Source organism: Flagellimonas sp. CMM7 (genome assembly GCF_021390195.1).
Taxonomy (GTDB): Bacteria; Bacteroidota; Bacteroidia; order Flavobacteriales; family Flavobacteriaceae; genus Flagellimonas.
The window spans coordinates 360001-375454 of the sequence record NZ_CP090003.1; the positions used below are offsets into that span (position 1 = coordinate 360001).

Consider the following 15454-nt stretch of genomic DNA (forward strand, 5'->3'; position numbering starts at 1 on the left):
GTTTGGCCTAGTGCCAGTATTTTAAAACATATTATAAGACAGCATAAAAGAAAAAAGGACCACCTCGATGACGGACCCGGATAATGTCCGGTCGTCTTTTCTCTAGAAAGGAGGTGTTCCAGCCGCACCTTCCGGTACGGCTACCTTGTTACGACTTAGCCCTAGTTACCGATTTTGCCCTAGGCCGCTCCTTACGGTGACGGACTTCAGGCACTCCCGGCTTCCATGGCTTGACGGGCGGTGTGTACAAGGCCCGGGAACGTATTCACCGGATCATGGCTGATATCCGATTACTAGCGATTCCAGCTTCACGGGGTCGAGTTGCAGACCCCGATCCGAACTGTGACCGGTTTTATAGATCCGCGCCCCCTTACGGGGTGGCTTCCCTCTGTACCGGCCATTGTAGCACGTGTGTGGCCCAGGACGTAAGGGCCGTGATGATTTGACGTCGTCCCCACCTTCCTCACGGTTTGCACCGGCAGTCCCGTTAGAGTCCCCATCTTTACATGCTGGCAACTAACGGTAGGGGTTGCGCTCGTTATAGGACTTAACCTGACACCTCACGGCACGAGCTGACGACAACCATGCAGCACCTTGTAATATGTCCGAAGAAAAAACTATCTCTAGTCCTGTCATACTACATTTAAGCCCTGGTAAGGTTCCTCGCGTATCATCGAATTAAACCACATGCTCCACCGCTTGTGCGGGCCCCCGTCAATTCCTTTGAGTTTCATTCTTGCGAACGTACTCCCCAGGTGGGATACTTATCACTTTCGCTTGGCCGCCGAGACCGAGGTCCCGACAGCTAGTATCCATCGTTTACGGCGTGGACTACCGGGGTATCTAATCCCGTTCGCTACCCACGCTTTCGTCCATCAGCGTCAGTACGTTGTTAGTGACCTGCCTTCGCAATCGGTGTTCTATGTGATATCTATGCATTTCACCGCTACACCACATGTTCCGGCCACTTCACAACGACTCAAGACCACCAGTATCAAAGGCAATTCTACAGTTGAGCTGCAGACTTTCACCCCTGACTTAATGGCCCGCCTACGGACCCTTTAAACCCAATGATTCCGGATAACGCTCGGACCCTCCGTATTACCGCGGCTGCTGGCACGGAGTTAGCCGGTCCTTATTCTTACGGTACCGTCAGACACCTACACGTAGGTGCGTTTCTTCCCGTATAAAAGCAGTTTACAACCCATAGGGCAGTCATCCTGCACGCGGCATGGCTGGATCAGAGTCTCCTCCATTGTCCAATATTCCTCACTGCTGCCTCCCGTAGGAGTCTGGTCCGTGTCTCAGTACCAGTGTGGGGGATCCCCCTCTCAGGGCCCCTAACCATCGCTGCCTTGGTAAGCCGTTACCTTACCAACTAACTAATGGTACGCATGGCCATCCTTGTCCGATAAATCTTTAACCATAAGAACATGTGTCCCTATGGTGCCATGGGGCATTAATCCAAATTTCTCTGGGCTATTCCCCTGACAAGGGCAGGTTCCATACGCGTTCCGCACCCGTGCGCCGGTCGTCATCTTGTGCAAGCACAAATGTTACCCCTCGACTTGCATGTGTTAGGCCTGCCGCTAGCGTTCATCCTGAGCCAGGATCAAACTCTTCATTGTCTATCGTTAAATATCTATTCAACTCCCAAACAACTACCAAGTCCTTGACATCAAAATGGTTCTTTGTTATTCTCTTTTACGCTGTCTATACAATATGTAAATGAACTTCTTCAATCCAAAAGAAAAAAAACGACCCTACCAGGCCTATTTTCCCTCTTTTCAAACCCAGCCTTATCAGCTAAGCGGGTGCAAATATAGAGAGGTTTAAATGATACCACAAAACAATTTTAAAAAAAAATCAAAAAAAATTACAAGTACTTGAAAATCATTTACTTAAATTCTAAAAAAGTGTAGTATTCTTTATCCGACACCATCCTAATCAAGTGAGAAAAACACTAAAGCCTTGATTGAAAGCCATCTATCGATTGAACGCCTAATACTATTGTAAGCATCAACACAAGATAGTATCTTTGCGCACCATCTTAAAGAAGGAGAACAAATGATTGAGATTACATTGCCAGACGGCGCAATAAAGAAAGTTTCTGAAGGCACTACCCCAATGGAAGTTGCAAAAGGTATTAGCGAAGGGTTGGCCAGAAACGTTATTTCGGCAAAATTCAATGATACTGTTGTGGAAACCACAACACCACTTACCCATGATGGAACCTTAACCCTATATACATGGAGCAATGATGAAGGTAAGCAAGCTTTTTGGCATTCTACTTCGCATGTTCTTGCTCAAGCATTGGAAGAATTGTACCCAGGTATAAAACTAACCATAGGTCCTTCCATTGAAAACGGATTCTATTATGATGTTGATTTTGGAGACCATACTATTTCTGAAAAAGATTTCCCAGAGATTGAAAAGAAGGCCTTGGAAATTGCAAGGGGCAAACATGATTATAAAATGAGAAGTGTATCCAAAGCGGAAGCACTTACCTATTATAAAGATCAAGACAATCAGTATAAAGTAGAACTTATTGAAAATCTTGAAGATGGCACCATTACTTTTTGTGACCATAGTTCTTTTACGGATTTATGCCGTGGTGGACATATCCCCAATACAGGAATCATAAAAGCCATAAAAGTATTGAGCGTAGCCGGTGCTTATTGGCGAGGTGATGAGAACAACACACAATTAACAAGAGTTTACGGAATTTCATTTCCCAAACAGAAAGAGCTTACTGAATACCTTGAACTTTTAGAAGAAGCAAAAAAACGAGATCATAGAAAATTAGGGAAAGAACTGGAATTGTTCACTTTTTCTAAAAAAGTTGGGCAAGGGCTTCCCTTGTGGCTTCCCAAAGGTGCAGCCTTACGTGAACGTTTGGAGCAATTTTTAAAGAATGCACAAAAGAAGGCCGGTTATGAAATGGTGGTAACACCACATATTGGACAGAAAGAACTTTATGTAACATCTGGTCATTATGCAAAATATGGTGAAGACAGCTTTCAACCTATTCATACTCCAAAAGAAGATGAGGAGTTTTTGCTAAAGCCAATGAACTGCCCTCATCATTGTGAAATATACAATAGTAGTCCTTTTAGCTATAAAGATTTACCTGTACGCTATGCTGAGTTTGGCACTGTATACAGATATGAGCAAAGTGGTGAGCTACATGGGCTTACTCGCGTAAGAGGTTTTACCCAAGATGATGCGCATATCTTCTGCACACCGGATCAATTAAATGACGAGTTTAAAAAAGTTATTGACCTTTCTTTATATGTGCTGGGTTCTCTAGGTTTTGAAAATTTCACGGCACAAGTTTCTGTTCGGGACTTAGAAAAACCCGAAAAGTACATTGGCGATGTGAAGAATTGGGAAAAAGCAGAGCAAGCCATTATAAACGCTTCAGAAGAAAAAGGACTGAACTATATAATTGAAAGTGGAGAAGCTGCATTTTATGGTCCAAAGTTGGACTTTATGGTAAAAGATGCTCTAGGAAGAAAATGGCAACTGGGCACTATACAGGTTGATTATAATCTGCCTGAACGTTTTGACCTTACATACAAAGGCAGTGATAATGAGCTACACAGGCCAATAATGATTCACCGAGCTCCCTTTGGAAGTATGGAACGTTTTATAGCATTATTACTGGAACACACCGGCGGAAACTTTCCGTTATGGCTCATTCCTGTGCAAGCTATTATATTGCCGGTCAGCGAGAAACACGAAAAATATGCGGAAAAAGTTTTAAGTTCTTTAGAAAATTACGAAATTCGCGCGCTCATTGATAATAGGAATGAGACGGTAGGGAAGAAAATCCGTGAGGCTGAGCTTAAAAAAATCCCGTTCATGCTCATCGTTGGTGAGCATGAAGAAACGTCTGAAACCATATCTGTTAGAAGACATGGAGGTGAAGATGGAGGTAGTTTAAGCATAGGTGAATTTTCCGACTTGGTATCTACTGAAATAAATAGTACCTTAAAGTCGTTTTAACAAAATTTAGTTTAATTAAAAAATACACGTCATAGCAATACGAAGAAGATTTAGGCCCCAACCTAGGAGGGAAAACAAAAACCCCCATAATATCAATGAAAGTATTAAAGCTCCAGAAGTTAGGCTTGTTGGAGATAATGTTGAAGTTGGAGTATATCCTACACCACAAGCATTGATAAAAGCCAACGAACTGGAATTGGATTTAGTGGAGATTTCCCCAAAAGCCATTCCACCAGTTTGTAAAATTATAGATTACAAGAAGTTTCTTTACGAGCAAAAGAAACGGGATAAGGCAATGAAAGCCAAAGCGACCAAAGTAATCGTAAAAGAAATACGATTTGGTCCGCAAACGGATGACCATGATTATGAATTTAAAAAGCGACATGCTGAAAAATTCTTAAAGGATGGTGCCAAGCTCAAGGCTTATGTCTTTTTTAAAGGACGATCCATTGTTTATAAGGATCAAGGCGAAATATTATTATTAAGATTGGCACAAGAGCTGGAGGAATTAGGAAAAGTGGAACAAATGCCAAAACTGGAGGGAAAGCGAATGACCATGTTCTTAGCACCCAAAGCTAGTAAAAAGTAAGCGGGATGCTGATTATTTTCAGCAGTAATATATAAAGAGGAGAAAATGCCTAAGATGAAAACTAAATCCAGTGCTAAAAAGCGTTTTAAGCTTACAGGTACTGGTAAAATTAAAAGAAAGCACGCTTTTAAGAGTCATATTTTGACCAAAAAATCTAAAAAGCGTAAGCTTAAGTTGACACACTCTGGATTAGTTCATGAGTCTGATGTTAACAGTATTAAAGAACAATTACGTTTAAAATAATTGTTCACAATTCGGTACATTAATTATAAACCATGGAGTTAGGCTTATAAAAGTGTCAATAATTGACCGCCTACTACAAAAAAATGAAACATTATGCCAAGATCAGTAAATTCAGTTGCTTCAAGAGCTAGAAGAAAAAAAGTGATGAAGCAGGCCAAAGGTTACTTTGGAAGACGTAAAAACGTTTGGACAGTAGCCAAAAATGCGGTAGAAAAAGCAATGCTTTATGCCTACCGAGATAGAAGAAACAAAAAACGTAATTTCCGCTCACTTTGGATTACCCGTATTAATGCTGGAGCAAGAATGCACGGAATGTCCTACTCTCAATTCATGGGTAAAGTAAAATCCAACGGTATTGAACTTAATAGAAAAGTTTTGGCCGATTTGGCAATGAACCACCCAGATGCTTTTAAAGCAGTGGTTGAAAGAGTAAAATAAGAGTTAATATAAACTTACCCCGCTTATTAAAATCCCACTCCATTGAGTGGGATTTTTGTATTTTAAGAGTTTAATGATCTTTTCATGCTTAAACACATTCCAATATTGCTCCTTCTATTATTAGGCCCCATTACATCAATTGGTCAAAATGAAAACATTACATTTTTAGCTTTAGGTGATAGCTACACCGCTGCTACAAGTGAATTACAAATAAATGGCTGGCCAGAGCAACTTGTTCAAATCCTAAAAAAGAAGGGAGTTTTAATAGATTCTCCAGAAATTATAGCAAAAGCTGGATGGACTTCTTCAGACCTTTCAACCAATATTGAAACCAAGCAATTGACTTCATCCTACGGACTTGTCTCTCTTTTAATCGGTGTTAACAACCAATATAAGGGTAAAGACATCGATATATTTAAAAAAGAGTTTCCTCAACTATTGGAGACCAGCATTGCATTGGCACAAGACAATCCAAAAAATGTTTTTGTTCTATCCATACCAGATTGGAGTGTAACTCCTTTTGCCAAATTGAGAGACAAAAAAAAGATTGTAAAAGAGTTGAGTATGTATAACACCATTATTGAAGAAGAAGCTAAAAAACGTGGTGTAATGTTTATTGAAATTACACAATCTTCTAGAAATGCGGCGGTAAACCCTTCATTAATTGCTTCAGACAGTCTTCACCCTTCTAAGAAAATGTACAAAGTATGGGCCAAAAAGATTAGCAAAAAACTTCTTAAACAGCTTTAAAAAGTGGCTCATTAAATCCCAACTCTATAAATCATGAACCAAACGCCGTCAATACCAATTTTCTTCCGGAGGCATGATTTCGGTGCTCACACAAATAAATTCCTTGCCAAATTCCTAGGTTAAGCTTTCCATCAGTTATTGGGACTTGAACAGAACTTCCCAACAAAGATGCTTTAATATGTGCTGGCATATCATCAGCTCCCTCATAGGTATGAATAAAATACGGAGCATCTTCAGGAACCATCTTATTAAAATGACTTTCAAAATCAACTCTTACCGTTGGATCAGCATTTTCATTTATGGTCAGCCCAGCAGAAGTATGTTTAATGAACACTTGCAATATACCTGACTGTATCTCCTCAATTTCAGGAAAAGAATCAAGTATTGTATCAGTAATCAAATGAAACCCTCTTGCATGGGGCTTAAGTCTTATTTCAGATTGATAACATTTCATAATCTGTGAAATTAATACAAACTTTACATCATTCCTTATTCAACACATACCTTTGCATTTCTAAAATACGTAATGGATTTATCAAAGATAAAAATGGTGGTATCCGATATGGATGGCACATTGCTAAACTCTAAGCATGAAGTAAGTAATCGCTTCTTTGAAATTCACAAAGAACTTAAGCAGAAAAATATTCAGTTTGTTGCGGCAAGCGGACGACAATATCACAGTATGGTGGATAAATTGGAAACCATTCAAGACGATGTGATTTTTGTTGCTGAAAATGGGGCTTTTGTGAAAAGAAAAAAAGAGGTGCTGTTGACCACTCCTATTGATAAAAGAAACATTGACACCATACTCTCCTTGATTACACCGGCCACTAATGCGCATCCCGTTCTATGCAGTAAAAACAGTGCTTACGTCAATGGTAACTCAAACGAGTTTTTAGAAATGCTCCGAGAATATTATACCGAGTTTAAAGTTGTAGATGACCAAACCCAAGTAAAAGATGAAGTCTTAAAGGTTGCCATCTATCATTTTGAAAACTCTGAAAAACATATTTATCCGGTGGTAAAACACCTTGAGGGTTCTTTAAAGGTAAAAGTATCTGGCTCCAATTGGGTAGATGTTTCTCACAGAAATGCACATAAAGGGTATGCGCTGGAGAAACTAATGCAGGCCTATAAAATTAATTCAGATGAAATCATGGTTTTTGGAGACTATAACAATGACCTGGAAATGCTGCAGCTATCCGATTATAGTTTTGCCATGGCCAATGCACACCCTAAAGTCCAAGAGGTAGCAAAGTACAGTACCTTGAGCAATAATGAGTATGGTGTGGAGCACATTTTGGAAAAAATGCTATGACAAAAATTGAAGGAATTATTAAAAAATTCAATCTAAATCCACACCCAGAGGGTGGTTACTTTAGAGAGACCTATAGAAGTAACGGAGAGATAGACAAAAATTCTTTGCCCATTAGTTATGAAGGCAACCGCAACTATGCTACTTGTATTTATTTTTTATTGACTTCTGATACCTTCTCCGCTTTTCATAAAATAAAGCAAGACGAAATATGGCATTTTTATGATGGATCACCCATCAAATTATACATTATTTCTGATGAAGGTCTCTATTCTGAACATGTAATTGGCTCCAATTTTTCAGAAGGAGAAGTACCTCAATTTGTTGTACCTGGAAATCATTGGTTTGCTGCCGAAACAATAAATAAAGAGGATTATTCGCTTGTAGGATGCTCGGTGTCTCCTGGTTTTGATTTTAAGGACTTTGAACTGCCAACCAAAAAAGAACTAGTAACAAAATTTCCAGAGCATCAACGCATTATAGAAAGATTAACACATTCTTGAACGTTAAAGAGCGTCTTAGTTTGAACAAACCTGGATATCTCCTTTTTTAAACTCCAAAATAGTCATGTTATAATTCTTCTTAAACGTTTTGGACAAATGACTGGAGTCTGTAAACCCTAACATATATGCTACTTCCTTTATGGAATATTCACTATGTTTAAAATAGCTTTCCGCAAGTTTCAATTTTGATTTAATTACATACTCCTGAAAGGAATACTCTGAATGCTTTTTAAAGTACTCACTAAAATAGGTTGGCGAAACATTGAATTGATTGGATAAGTTTTCAAGTCTTATTTTTTCCTTGTCGTATATATTATGTTGGATATACCTAATAATCTCACCAAACTTATAGTCCCTATTCCGTCCTTCCTCAACATACCTTCTTTCTATATTGCGAGCTAAAATGTTTAGAACGCTTGTCATAAGACTCTCAATAACAGTCTCAGAATAATCATCTTTGGACAAGTATTCTTGATGAATTTGTTTAATCAGATTTACTAGTAACTCTCTTTCCAAACAAGATCCTGTTTTAATAATATCCCCAGCTACTTTGTTATAGTTGGACAACACATAGGATAGTTTTTTGAACCAATCACCATAGCTTCCGTTTAAAGTCTCTTTTGAAAAGTATAAGTCTGTAAACCTTATGAAATAGAAAGTTGTCTCTTTTTTAATATTAAAAGAATGGCAATCCAACGGTGGTAAAAGAAAAATATTCCCAGCAGCATAAGGGAATTTACTTTGATTAATGCACTGTCGTCCCTCCCCTTTATCTATATAAACCAATTCAAAAAAATTATGCCTATGTGGGCGCTTTTCCCAAATTTTCAATTTTTCTATATGTATTTCAAAAGGTTTTAAGATTTGTTCAACCTCCATATTTGTATTTTTTTCTATAAAACAGAGCTCAATATATCAAATACCATATTATTAATCACTTCAGAAGGTGATAAAACCTTTTTTTATACCTAAAATACCAATTTTTATACTTAGTTTGTTTTTATACTACCACTAAATTTGTCTCATCTTATAGTGTCTAAGCATAAAATAAAAAAACATGAAAGCAATAGGGTTTAAAAAATCACTTCCCATAACAGAAAATGATAGTTTTTTTGAGTTTGAAACAGAAAAACCTGCTCCAGCGAAGCACGATTTATTGGTAAAAATATCGGCGATTTCGGTAAATCCTGTTGATTTTAAGGTTAGACAAAATGCAGCAAAAGATACCACACTAGACGTTCCTAAGATAATTGGATGGGATGCTGCTGGAATTGTGGAGGCTGTTGGTGATAAAACTTCCCGATTTAAAGTAGGTGATCAAGTATACTATGCTGGAGACATAACAAGAAGTGGCAGTAATGCAGAATATCAACTTATTGACGAACGTATTGTTGGTCATAAACCTAAAAGCTTAAGCATGGTCGAGGCAGCGGCCATTCCACTAACTGGATTGACCGCATGGGAATCCCTTTTTGATCGCATTAAAGTGAATCCCGAAACCGATAAAGGAAAAACAGTCCTGATTTTAGCAGGTGCCGGTGGTGTAGGCTCTATTGCCATACAAATTGCAAAAAAAGTAGCAGGGCTTACCGTGATTGCCACGACATCAAGACCTGAATCTGAAAAATGGTGTGCTGCGCTGGGTGCAGATTATGTTGTTAACCACCGTAACCTGAAAGTAGAACTTGAAAAAATTGGTCATAATCAAGTAGACTATATTTTAGATTTTGTGGATATCAACAGTTACTGGGAAATTGCTACTGAGATAATTAAGCCACAAGGTCATATTGTCACCATTACCGGCTCTAATGAGCCTTTGAATCTGAATTTGCTAAAAACTAAGAGCGTGTCCCTTTCATGGGAATTTATGTACACCCGTTCCATGTATACAACAGCTGATATGGATAAACAGCATCAAATTCTTAACGAAATAGGAGCTCTGTTAGATGCAGGAACATTTAAAACAACATTGACCACCACATTAGAAGGATTCACTGTTGAAAATCTTAAAAAAGCACATCAAATGCAAGAATCGGGTAAGACCATAGGTAAAACAGTCATTCAATTTTAAAAAACATATAAAGATGAAACAATTAACAGTAGTGGCAAAAATAACAGCAATAACTGGCAAAGAAAAAGTGCTAAAAGAAGCCTTGACAGCTTTAATTCCAATCACATTAAAAGAAGAAGGTTGTATCAATTACGATCTACATGTATCCACAGAGAATGACGGCGTATTTCTCTTTTATGAGAATTGGAAAAGTCACGAGTTATGGCAAAACCATATGAACAATAATCATCTTAAAACGTTTATTGCAAAAATGCCAGAAATCGTGGATGGAGATATTGATCTTTCTACATGGTATATCAATTAGAACTACAAAACTAACCTAGATAGAAAGCGCAGACCTTAAGGTTCGCGCTTTTTTTATACATTTAGATTACTATATAAACTAGGGAACATTTAGAAAATGGATCTATTAAAAAACTGCATCTCAAATCAAGTATCCATTGACGAAAGCTCTTTAGACTCCATCGTTTCAAAGTTTGAAGTCCAACATATTAAAAAAGGGGATTTTTTCGTGAAATCAGGGAGAATTTGCCAGAAAATGGCCTTTATAGTATCTGGCTATTTACGAATGTACAATCTGGTAGAGGGTAAAGAAATTACTTTTTGGATTGGCAATAGTGGTAAATTCATCACCTCATTGTCCAGCTTCGTTTTTGAGACTGAAAATCATTGGAACATACAAGCAGTAACTGATTGTACCATCTATACAATTGGTCGGAAAAATCATTTTGACCTTAGTAAGCAGCAACCCAAATGGTTAGAATTTGATAATCTGTTATTGGCCCATTCTTTTGCCTTATTGGAACAAAGTATGTTTGCTCACTTGCACACCACAGCACAACAAAGGTTTGAAACTCTACTAAAAGAAGAGCCGGCTCTTTTTAACCATGTTCCTTTAAGGCATATTGCTTCCATGTTAGGTATTACTCCCGAATCCTTGAGCAGACTCCGTAAAGTTAAATAAGGTTATTTCTTAACATTTGTCAAGAGAGAATTGCTTGATGTATTGGACTTTTGTAAAAAGTTTTAAAATGAACTACTTACAAATTGCCTTGTTATCCAACGCACTTTTCTCTTGCCTAACAGGCCTTTCATTAATTCTCTTTCATAAAACCATAGCCAAATGGTTTGGTCAACAGAAAACAACCATCTTTTGGTTAATTGGAATCGGATTGTTGTTCTTTTCTTATTCTGTTTTTATCCAGGTTAGAAATCCAAACCCCAACGCCGTATTTTACATTATAATCCAGGATGCAATATGGGTTTTGGCCAGTATTGCTATACTATGGTTAAAACCATTTAAAATTACGCAGATTGGTTATCGAATTGTTGCCGGTATTGCTGCTATTGTTCTCATTTTTGATGCATTGCAATTATTGGGGATTTGCATCACTACCCAATAGAGATTGGTGGGCACTTCAGGTACAATAATCTATCCTTTGAATGCCAATGGCAAAATACGGTTTAGATATGTGGTTAATAACAATGGTAGACCTTTGGATGTGGTCTTCATAAATATTGGTATAACCCAGCTGTAAAGTCTTCTTGAGTTTTCTAGGTCTTTTGTTTCTTTTTGCGTGCTGCAGGAAACAAGACATTGTTTAAAATGAGTCGATACCCGGGAGAGGTTGGATGCAGTTCCAATTCAGTTTTTGGATCACCTACACGATGTTGGTAATCCTCCGGGTCATGTCCACCATAAAAGGTAAAAAAGCCCTTCCCTTTTATTCCATGAAGATAACGTGCTTCTCCATTTATTTTGTTTTCTCCCAGGACCATTACTGCTGGTTTTACCTCATCTCTGGTAAATGATGTTGTTTGCCCCATAAAACCTTTTACCAAAGCCGTATGATTCTGTGTTAGCATTGTTGGAACCGGGTCCCACTTTGCAGAGAATTCCATCAAGGAGAAATAATCCGATTCTTTAGGTACATTTCTTCTTTTATTTGTCATATCAATTGAAGAAAACTCATACCGCAATGGATTACGTTCAAGAATAAAATTGGTAAAAGCGAAAGTATTTCCGTAATCCAGCTTGCCCTGATAGTTTGCATCTGATGGATCTCCATCAAACATTGGCTCGCAAATATCAACGTTTTCTGCAGCTAAAGCGATGTCAAAACTATCTGTTGCTGAACACATGGCGAACATAAACCCTCCTCCAATGACGTAGTTTCTAATTTTTAAAGCTACTGCCCTCTTCTCTTCAGAGACTTTGGAAAAGCCCAATTTTTGTGCTAAGGCTTCAGCTTCAGCTTTGCCTTCAATATACCAAGGTGCGGCCCTATAGGCTCCATAGAACTTTCCATACTGTCCGGTAAAATCTTCATGGTGCAAATGCAACCAATCATACAAAACCAATTTATCACTCAGCACTTCTTCGTCATAGATAGTAACATAGGGAATCTCGGCATAGGTAAGTACCATGGTAACGGCATCATCCCATGGCAAATTTCCTTTGGGAGAATACACCGCAATCTTGGGAGCTTTCTCCAGAATAACAGCGTCCTGATTTTGAGAAGGACTGCTAATTTCATCTAAGATGGATTCCGCTTGTGCATCTGAAAGCACTTCAAAAGACACCCCTCTAATTTGGCATTCTTTTCTAATAACTTCTCCATCGGGCAGTAAAAAAGAACCTCCTCTATAATTCAATAACCATTGAACCTTTTGTTGTTTTGTAAGTACCCAATATGTAATCCCATATGCTTTTAAATGATTTTCTTGACTCTCGGAATCCATAGGAATAAGAATTGCCGAGCCAAAAGATTGAAAATAGCATAAAACAAAAAATACAAGGAGAAAAACTCTCGACTGTACTCGAGATGTTAATAAGGAAATGATTTTAAAAGGGTACGTCGTTATCATCTGGGTCATCGTCACTGTTCATTGCACTACCAAAAGCCTCATTCGCACTTGGCAGATTTGGTGTTGCAAAGGGGTTTTCTTCATCCGCATTCATCTTCGATTGAAACTCGAATGGGGAATCAAAGTCGTCCAAGTTATCAAATTTACCCAGTGCACCCACAAACTTTAACCTAATATTATCCAATCCACCATTACGGTGCTTTGCCACAATGAATTCGGCTTGACCTTGCGTTGGGGTGCGTTCTTCATCATCCCATTCATCAATTTTGTAATATTCTGGACGATAAATAAATGATACAATATCCGCATCTTGCTCAATTGCACCTGATTCCCTTAAATCCGAAAGAATAGGTCGTTTACTACCGCCCCTGGTTTCCACGGCTCTTGATAACTGGGAAAGTGCTATGACCGGAACACTTAATTCCTTGGCCAATGCCTTTAAGTTTCTAGAAATAGTAGAAATCTCTTGCTCACGGTTACCGCCTTTTTGACTTCCCCCGGCGGTCATCAGTTGCAAATAATCAATTACTATAAGTTTTATGCCATGCTGGGATGCCAATCTTCGTGCTTTTGCGCGCAAATCAAAAATGGACAGTGAGGGGGTATCATCAATAAACAAAGGCGCTTTTTCCAGTGCTTTTACCTTTACATTCAGTTGTTCCCATTCATGCTTTTCCAGTCTTCCTGTTCTCAATTTTTCCGATGAAAGGCCCGTTTCTGAAGAAATCAACCTTGTTATTAATTGTACAGATGACATCTCCAAAGAGAAGAAAGCTACAGGTATTTCTGAATTCACAGCAATATTTCTCGCCATAGAAAGGGTGAGTGCTGTTTTACCCATACCAGGTCTTGCGGCAACAATAATTAAATCACTGGGCTGCCAACCAGATGTTAATTTGTCCAACTTATCAAAACCGGAAGGGATTCCACTTAAACCTTCTTTATTGGAAATTTCTTCAATTTTCTTTTTGGCCTGAATAACCAAGTTTTGAGCTGTTTCCGCTGAGCGCTTTAAATTACCTTGGGTAACTTCATATAATTTTGCCTCTGCATTGTCCAAAAGGTCAAAAACATCTTTAGAATCACTATAAGAATCTTCAATGATTTCGTTGGAAATTTTTATTAAGCTCCTTTGAATATATTTTTGAAGAATAATCCTTGCATGAAACTCAATATGGGCAGAAGAAGCCACTTTTTGGGTTAGTTTTATCAGGTAAAAGTCACCTCCAACAGCTTCTAATCGTCCATCTTTCTTCAATTGCGAAGAAACGGTTAATAAATCCACTGGTTCGGAAGATTCGAACAATTTGAAAATCGCTTCGTAGATATGACGATGAGCATCCTTATAAAAAGCATCCGGATGTAGGATATCTATTACTTCGTCTACCCCTTTTTTATCAATCATCATCGCGCCAAGCACAACTTCCTCTAAATCAACTGCTTGCGGAGGTATTTTACCCCTCTCCAAGTTAATTAGAGTTGACTTATCAACTTTATGACCAATAATTGGGCTAGGCTTGTCCATAAGTGCGAAAGTAGGTAATTAACCTTTAGTTAACTTTAAATTGACCAACTGCGATGTTCACAGGTGTTCAACAAAATTAATGTTGATAACTAAGAAAATCTGTTAATAACATGAAAATGTTTGAAGAAAAAAATTAACAAAAAGAAGTAAGAGCTAGTAAACAGTGATTAGCCGTCAAAAACACCCATCTCAGCATATTTTTCCATTCGGGTTTTTACCAAATCTTTTGGTGATAACTTTTGAAGTTCCTCAAAATGTGCTGAAATTTTGTTCTTTACGGTGTCAAAAGTTTTTTCTCTATTGGTATGAGCACCACCTAGCGGTTCGCGAACAATTTCATCAACAAGCTTCTGCTTTTTCATATCCGTTGCAGTGAGTTTCAATGCATCAGCAGCTTGTTCCTTATATTCCCAACTTCTCCAAAGTATGGAAGAGCAAGATTCTGGTGAAATTACAGAGTACCATGTGTTTTCTAGCATTAATACCTTATCACCTACTCCAATTCCCAATGCTCCTCCTGAAGCTCCTTCACCTATGATTACAACAATGATAGGTACTTTAAGGCGTGTCATTTCCAAAATATTACGCGCAATAGCTTCTCCTTGACCTCTTTCTTCCGCTTCAATGCCTGGATATGCTCCAGGGGTATCAATAAAGCATACTACTGGAATTCCAAATTTCTCGGCTGACTTCATCAACCTCAAGGCTTTTCTATACCCCTCTGGGTTGGCCATCCCAAAATTTCTGTATTGACGGGTTTTGGTATTGTATCCTTTTTGTTGACCAACGAACATATAACTCTGATCTCCGATCTTACCCAAACCACCAATCATCGCTTTATCGTCCTTCACATTTCTATCACCATGAAGTTCTAAGAACGTATCACCACAAATGGCATTAATATAGTCCATGGTATATGGTCTATTTGGATGCCTTGACAATTGTACTCGTTGCCATGCCGTCAAATTTTTATAGATGTCCTTTCGGGCCTCTCCTAACTTCTTTTCAATTTGTTGGCATGTTTCAGTGACATCAACATCACTTTCTTCTCCAATAATCATACATTTTTGAAGCTGGTCTTCAAGTTCTTTAATGGGAAGTTCAAAATCTAAATACTCCATGGAAAGTTGGTTTCAGAAAATAT

At 38.3% G+C, this 15454-nt stretch carries 16 protein-coding genes and 1 rRNA gene; 11 read left to right on the plus strand and 6 right to left on the minus strand.

The window, feature by feature from the left end; translation table 11 throughout:
- Positions 1-106 precede the first annotated feature (106 nt).
- Positions 107-1628: ribosomal RNA gene (locus tag LV704_RS01780) — 16S ribosomal RNA — on the minus strand.
- Positions 1629-2067: 439 nt separating this feature from the next.
- On the opposite strand from LV704_RS01780, the gene thrS reads away from it, so the two are divergent.
- The 5 genes from thrS to LV704_RS01805 all read left to right on the plus strand — a co-directional run bounded on the left by thrS (position 2068) and on the right by LV704_RS01805 (position 6028).
- Entirely contained in the window at positions 2068-4008 is a 1941-nt protein-coding gene (gene thrS / locus LV704_RS01785) for a threonine--tRNA ligase (RefSeq protein WP_163424013.1), read from the plus strand.
- A 37-nt stretch (positions 4009-4045) separates the two neighbouring features.
- Positions 4046-4597 (plus strand): translation initiation factor IF-3, encoded by a 552-nt coding sequence (infC, locus tag LV704_RS01790; protein ID WP_255695679.1) that lies wholly within the window; start codon positions 4046-4048, stop codon positions 4595-4597.
- Between the two features lie 45 nt (positions 4598-4642).
- On the plus strand, positions 4643-4840 hold the full coding sequence (gene rpmI / locus LV704_RS01795; protein ID WP_163424012.1) for a 50S ribosomal protein L35: 198 nt from the start codon (positions 4643-4645) through the stop codon (positions 4838-4840).
- Between the two features lie 93 nt (positions 4841-4933).
- The gene (gene rplT / locus LV704_RS01800; RefSeq protein WP_163424011.1) at positions 4934-5278 is read left to right on the plus strand and encodes a 50S ribosomal protein L20; all 345 of its coding nucleotides are present in this window, start codon (positions 4934-4936) and stop codon (positions 5276-5278) included.
- An 84-nt stretch (positions 5279-5362) separates the two neighbouring features.
- Positions 5363-6028 (plus strand): SGNH/GDSL hydrolase family protein, encoded by a 666-nt coding sequence (locus LV704_RS01805; RefSeq protein WP_163424010.1) that lies wholly within the window; start codon positions 5363-5365, stop codon positions 6026-6028.
- 31 nt (positions 6029-6059) lie between these two features.
- Here the strand turns inward: LV704_RS01805 and LV704_RS01810 are convergent, their stop codons facing one another.
- Positions 6060-6482: a secondary thiamine-phosphate synthase enzyme YjbQ gene (locus tag LV704_RS01810; protein WP_163424009.1), complete on the minus strand. Its 423-nt coding sequence runs from the start codon at positions 6480-6482 to the stop codon at positions 6060-6062.
- Between the two features lie 72 nt (positions 6483-6554).
- Between LV704_RS01810 and LV704_RS01815 the strand changes: the two genes are divergently transcribed.
- Positions 6555-7346, plus strand: a complete 792-nt coding sequence (locus LV704_RS01815; RefSeq protein WP_163424008.1) for an HAD family hydrolase — start codon at positions 6555-6557, stop codon at positions 7344-7346.
- Positions 7343-7846 carry a cupin domain-containing protein gene (locus tag LV704_RS01820; RefSeq protein ID WP_163424007.1) on the plus strand — a complete coding sequence of 168 codons (504 nt, stop codon included), beginning with the start codon at positions 7343-7345 and terminating at the stop codon, positions 7844-7846. Before LV704_RS01815 ends, LV704_RS01820 begins: the two co-directional genes overlap by 4 nt.
- 15 nt (positions 7847-7861) lie before the next feature.
- Here LV704_RS01820 and LV704_RS01825 read toward each other — a convergent pair whose 3' ends face one another.
- Positions 7862-8725, minus strand: a complete 864-nt coding sequence (locus LV704_RS01825; RefSeq protein ID WP_163424006.1) for an AraC family transcriptional regulator — start codon at positions 8723-8725, stop codon at positions 7862-7864.
- Between the two features lie 178 nt (positions 8726-8903).
- On the opposite strand from LV704_RS01825, the gene LV704_RS01830 reads away from it, so the two are divergent.
- The 4 genes from LV704_RS01830 to LV704_RS01845 all read left to right on the plus strand — a co-directional run bounded on the left by LV704_RS01830 (position 8904) and on the right by LV704_RS01845 (position 11320).
- Positions 8904-9917 (plus strand): zinc-binding alcohol dehydrogenase family protein, encoded by a 1014-nt coding sequence (locus LV704_RS01830; RefSeq protein ID WP_163424005.1) that lies wholly within the window; start codon positions 8904-8906, stop codon positions 9915-9917.
- Between the two features lie 13 nt (positions 9918-9930).
- Positions 9931-10221 carry a putative quinol monooxygenase gene (locus LV704_RS01835; protein ID WP_163424004.1) on the plus strand — a complete coding sequence of 97 codons (291 nt, stop codon included), beginning with the start codon at positions 9931-9933 and terminating at the stop codon, positions 10219-10221.
- Between the two features lie 96 nt (positions 10222-10317).
- Positions 10318-10881 (plus strand): Crp/Fnr family transcriptional regulator, encoded by a 564-nt coding sequence (locus LV704_RS01840; RefSeq protein WP_163424003.1) that lies wholly within the window; start codon positions 10318-10320, stop codon positions 10879-10881.
- A 67-nt stretch (positions 10882-10948) separates the two neighbouring features.
- Positions 10949-11320, plus strand: a complete 372-nt coding sequence (locus tag LV704_RS01845) for a hypothetical protein (RefSeq protein ID WP_163424002.1) — start codon at positions 10949-10951, stop codon at positions 11318-11320.
- Positions 11321-11471: 151 nt separating this feature from the next.
- On the opposite strand, the gene LV704_RS01850 is transcribed toward LV704_RS01845, so the two are convergent.
- The 3 genes from LV704_RS01850 to LV704_RS01860 all read right to left on the minus strand — a co-directional run bounded on the left by LV704_RS01850 (position 11472) and on the right by LV704_RS01860 (position 15431).
- Positions 11472-12659: an asparagine synthetase B gene (locus LV704_RS01850; RefSeq protein WP_233782118.1), complete on the minus strand. Its 1188-nt coding sequence runs from the start codon at positions 12657-12659 to the stop codon at positions 11472-11474.
- A 103-nt stretch (positions 12660-12762) separates the two neighbouring features.
- Positions 12763-14310, minus strand: coding sequence for a replicative DNA helicase (gene dnaB, locus LV704_RS01855; RefSeq protein WP_163424000.1), 1548 nt, complete (start codon positions 14308-14310; stop codon positions 12763-12765).
- A 167-nt stretch (positions 14311-14477) separates the two neighbouring features.
- Positions 14478-15431, minus strand: a complete 954-nt coding sequence (locus LV704_RS01860) for an acetyl-CoA carboxylase carboxyltransferase subunit alpha (RefSeq protein WP_163423999.1) — start codon at positions 15429-15431, stop codon at positions 14478-14480.
- Between the last annotated feature and the right edge of the window lie 23 nt (positions 15432-15454).

Bases quoted from the DNA above. Each gene is read 5' to 3' on its own strand.
- dnaB (WP_163424000.1), bottom strand. From the start codon at position 14,310: ATGGACAAGCCTAGCCCAATTATTGGTCATAAAGTTGATAAGTCAACT.
- LV704_RS01810 (WP_163424009.1), bottom strand. From the start codon at position 6,482: ATGAAATGTTATCAATCTGAAATAAGACTTAAGCCCCATGCAAGAGGG.
- LV704_RS01860 (WP_163423999.1), bottom strand. From the start codon at position 15,431: ATGGAGTATTTAGATTTTGAACTTCCCATTAAAGAACTTGAAGACCAG.
- LV704_RS01840 (WP_163424003.1), top strand. From the start codon at position 10,318: ATGGATCTATTAAAAAACTGCATCTCAAATCAAGTATCCATTGACGAA.
- LV704_RS01805 (WP_163424010.1), top strand. From the start codon at position 5,363: ATGCTTAAACACATTCCAATATTGCTCCTTCTATTATTAGGCCCCATT.
- thrS (WP_163424013.1), top strand. From the start codon at position 2,068: ATGATTGAGATTACATTGCCAGACGGCGCAATAAAGAAAGTTTCTGAA.
- LV704_RS01815 (WP_163424008.1), top strand. From the start codon at position 6,555: ATGGATTTATCAAAGATAAAAATGGTGGTATCCGATATGGATGGCACA.
- LV704_RS01830 (WP_163424005.1), top strand. From the start codon at position 8,904: ATGAAAGCAATAGGGTTTAAAAAATCACTTCCCATAACAGAAAATGAT.
- LV704_RS01825 (WP_163424006.1), bottom strand. From the start codon at position 8,725: ATGGAGGTTGAACAAATCTTAAAACCTTTTGAAATACATATAGAAAAA.
- rplT (WP_163424011.1), top strand. From the start codon at position 4,934: ATGCCAAGATCAGTAAATTCAGTTGCTTCAAGAGCTAGAAGAAAAAAA.
- LV704_RS01835 (WP_163424004.1), top strand. From the start codon at position 9,931: ATGAAACAATTAACAGTAGTGGCAAAAATAACAGCAATAACTGGCAAA.
- LV704_RS01845 (WP_163424002.1), top strand. From the start codon at position 10,949: ATGAACTACTTACAAATTGCCTTGTTATCCAACGCACTTTTCTCTTGC.
- rpmI (WP_163424012.1), top strand. From the start codon at position 4,643: ATGCCTAAGATGAAAACTAAATCCAGTGCTAAAAAGCGTTTTAAGCTT.
- LV704_RS01820 (WP_163424007.1), top strand. From the start codon at position 7,343: ATGACAAAAATTGAAGGAATTATTAAAAAATTCAATCTAAATCCACAC.
- LV704_RS01850 (WP_233782118.1), bottom strand. From the start codon at position 12,659: ATGGATTCCGAGAGTCAAGAAAATCATTTAAAAGCATATGGGATTACA.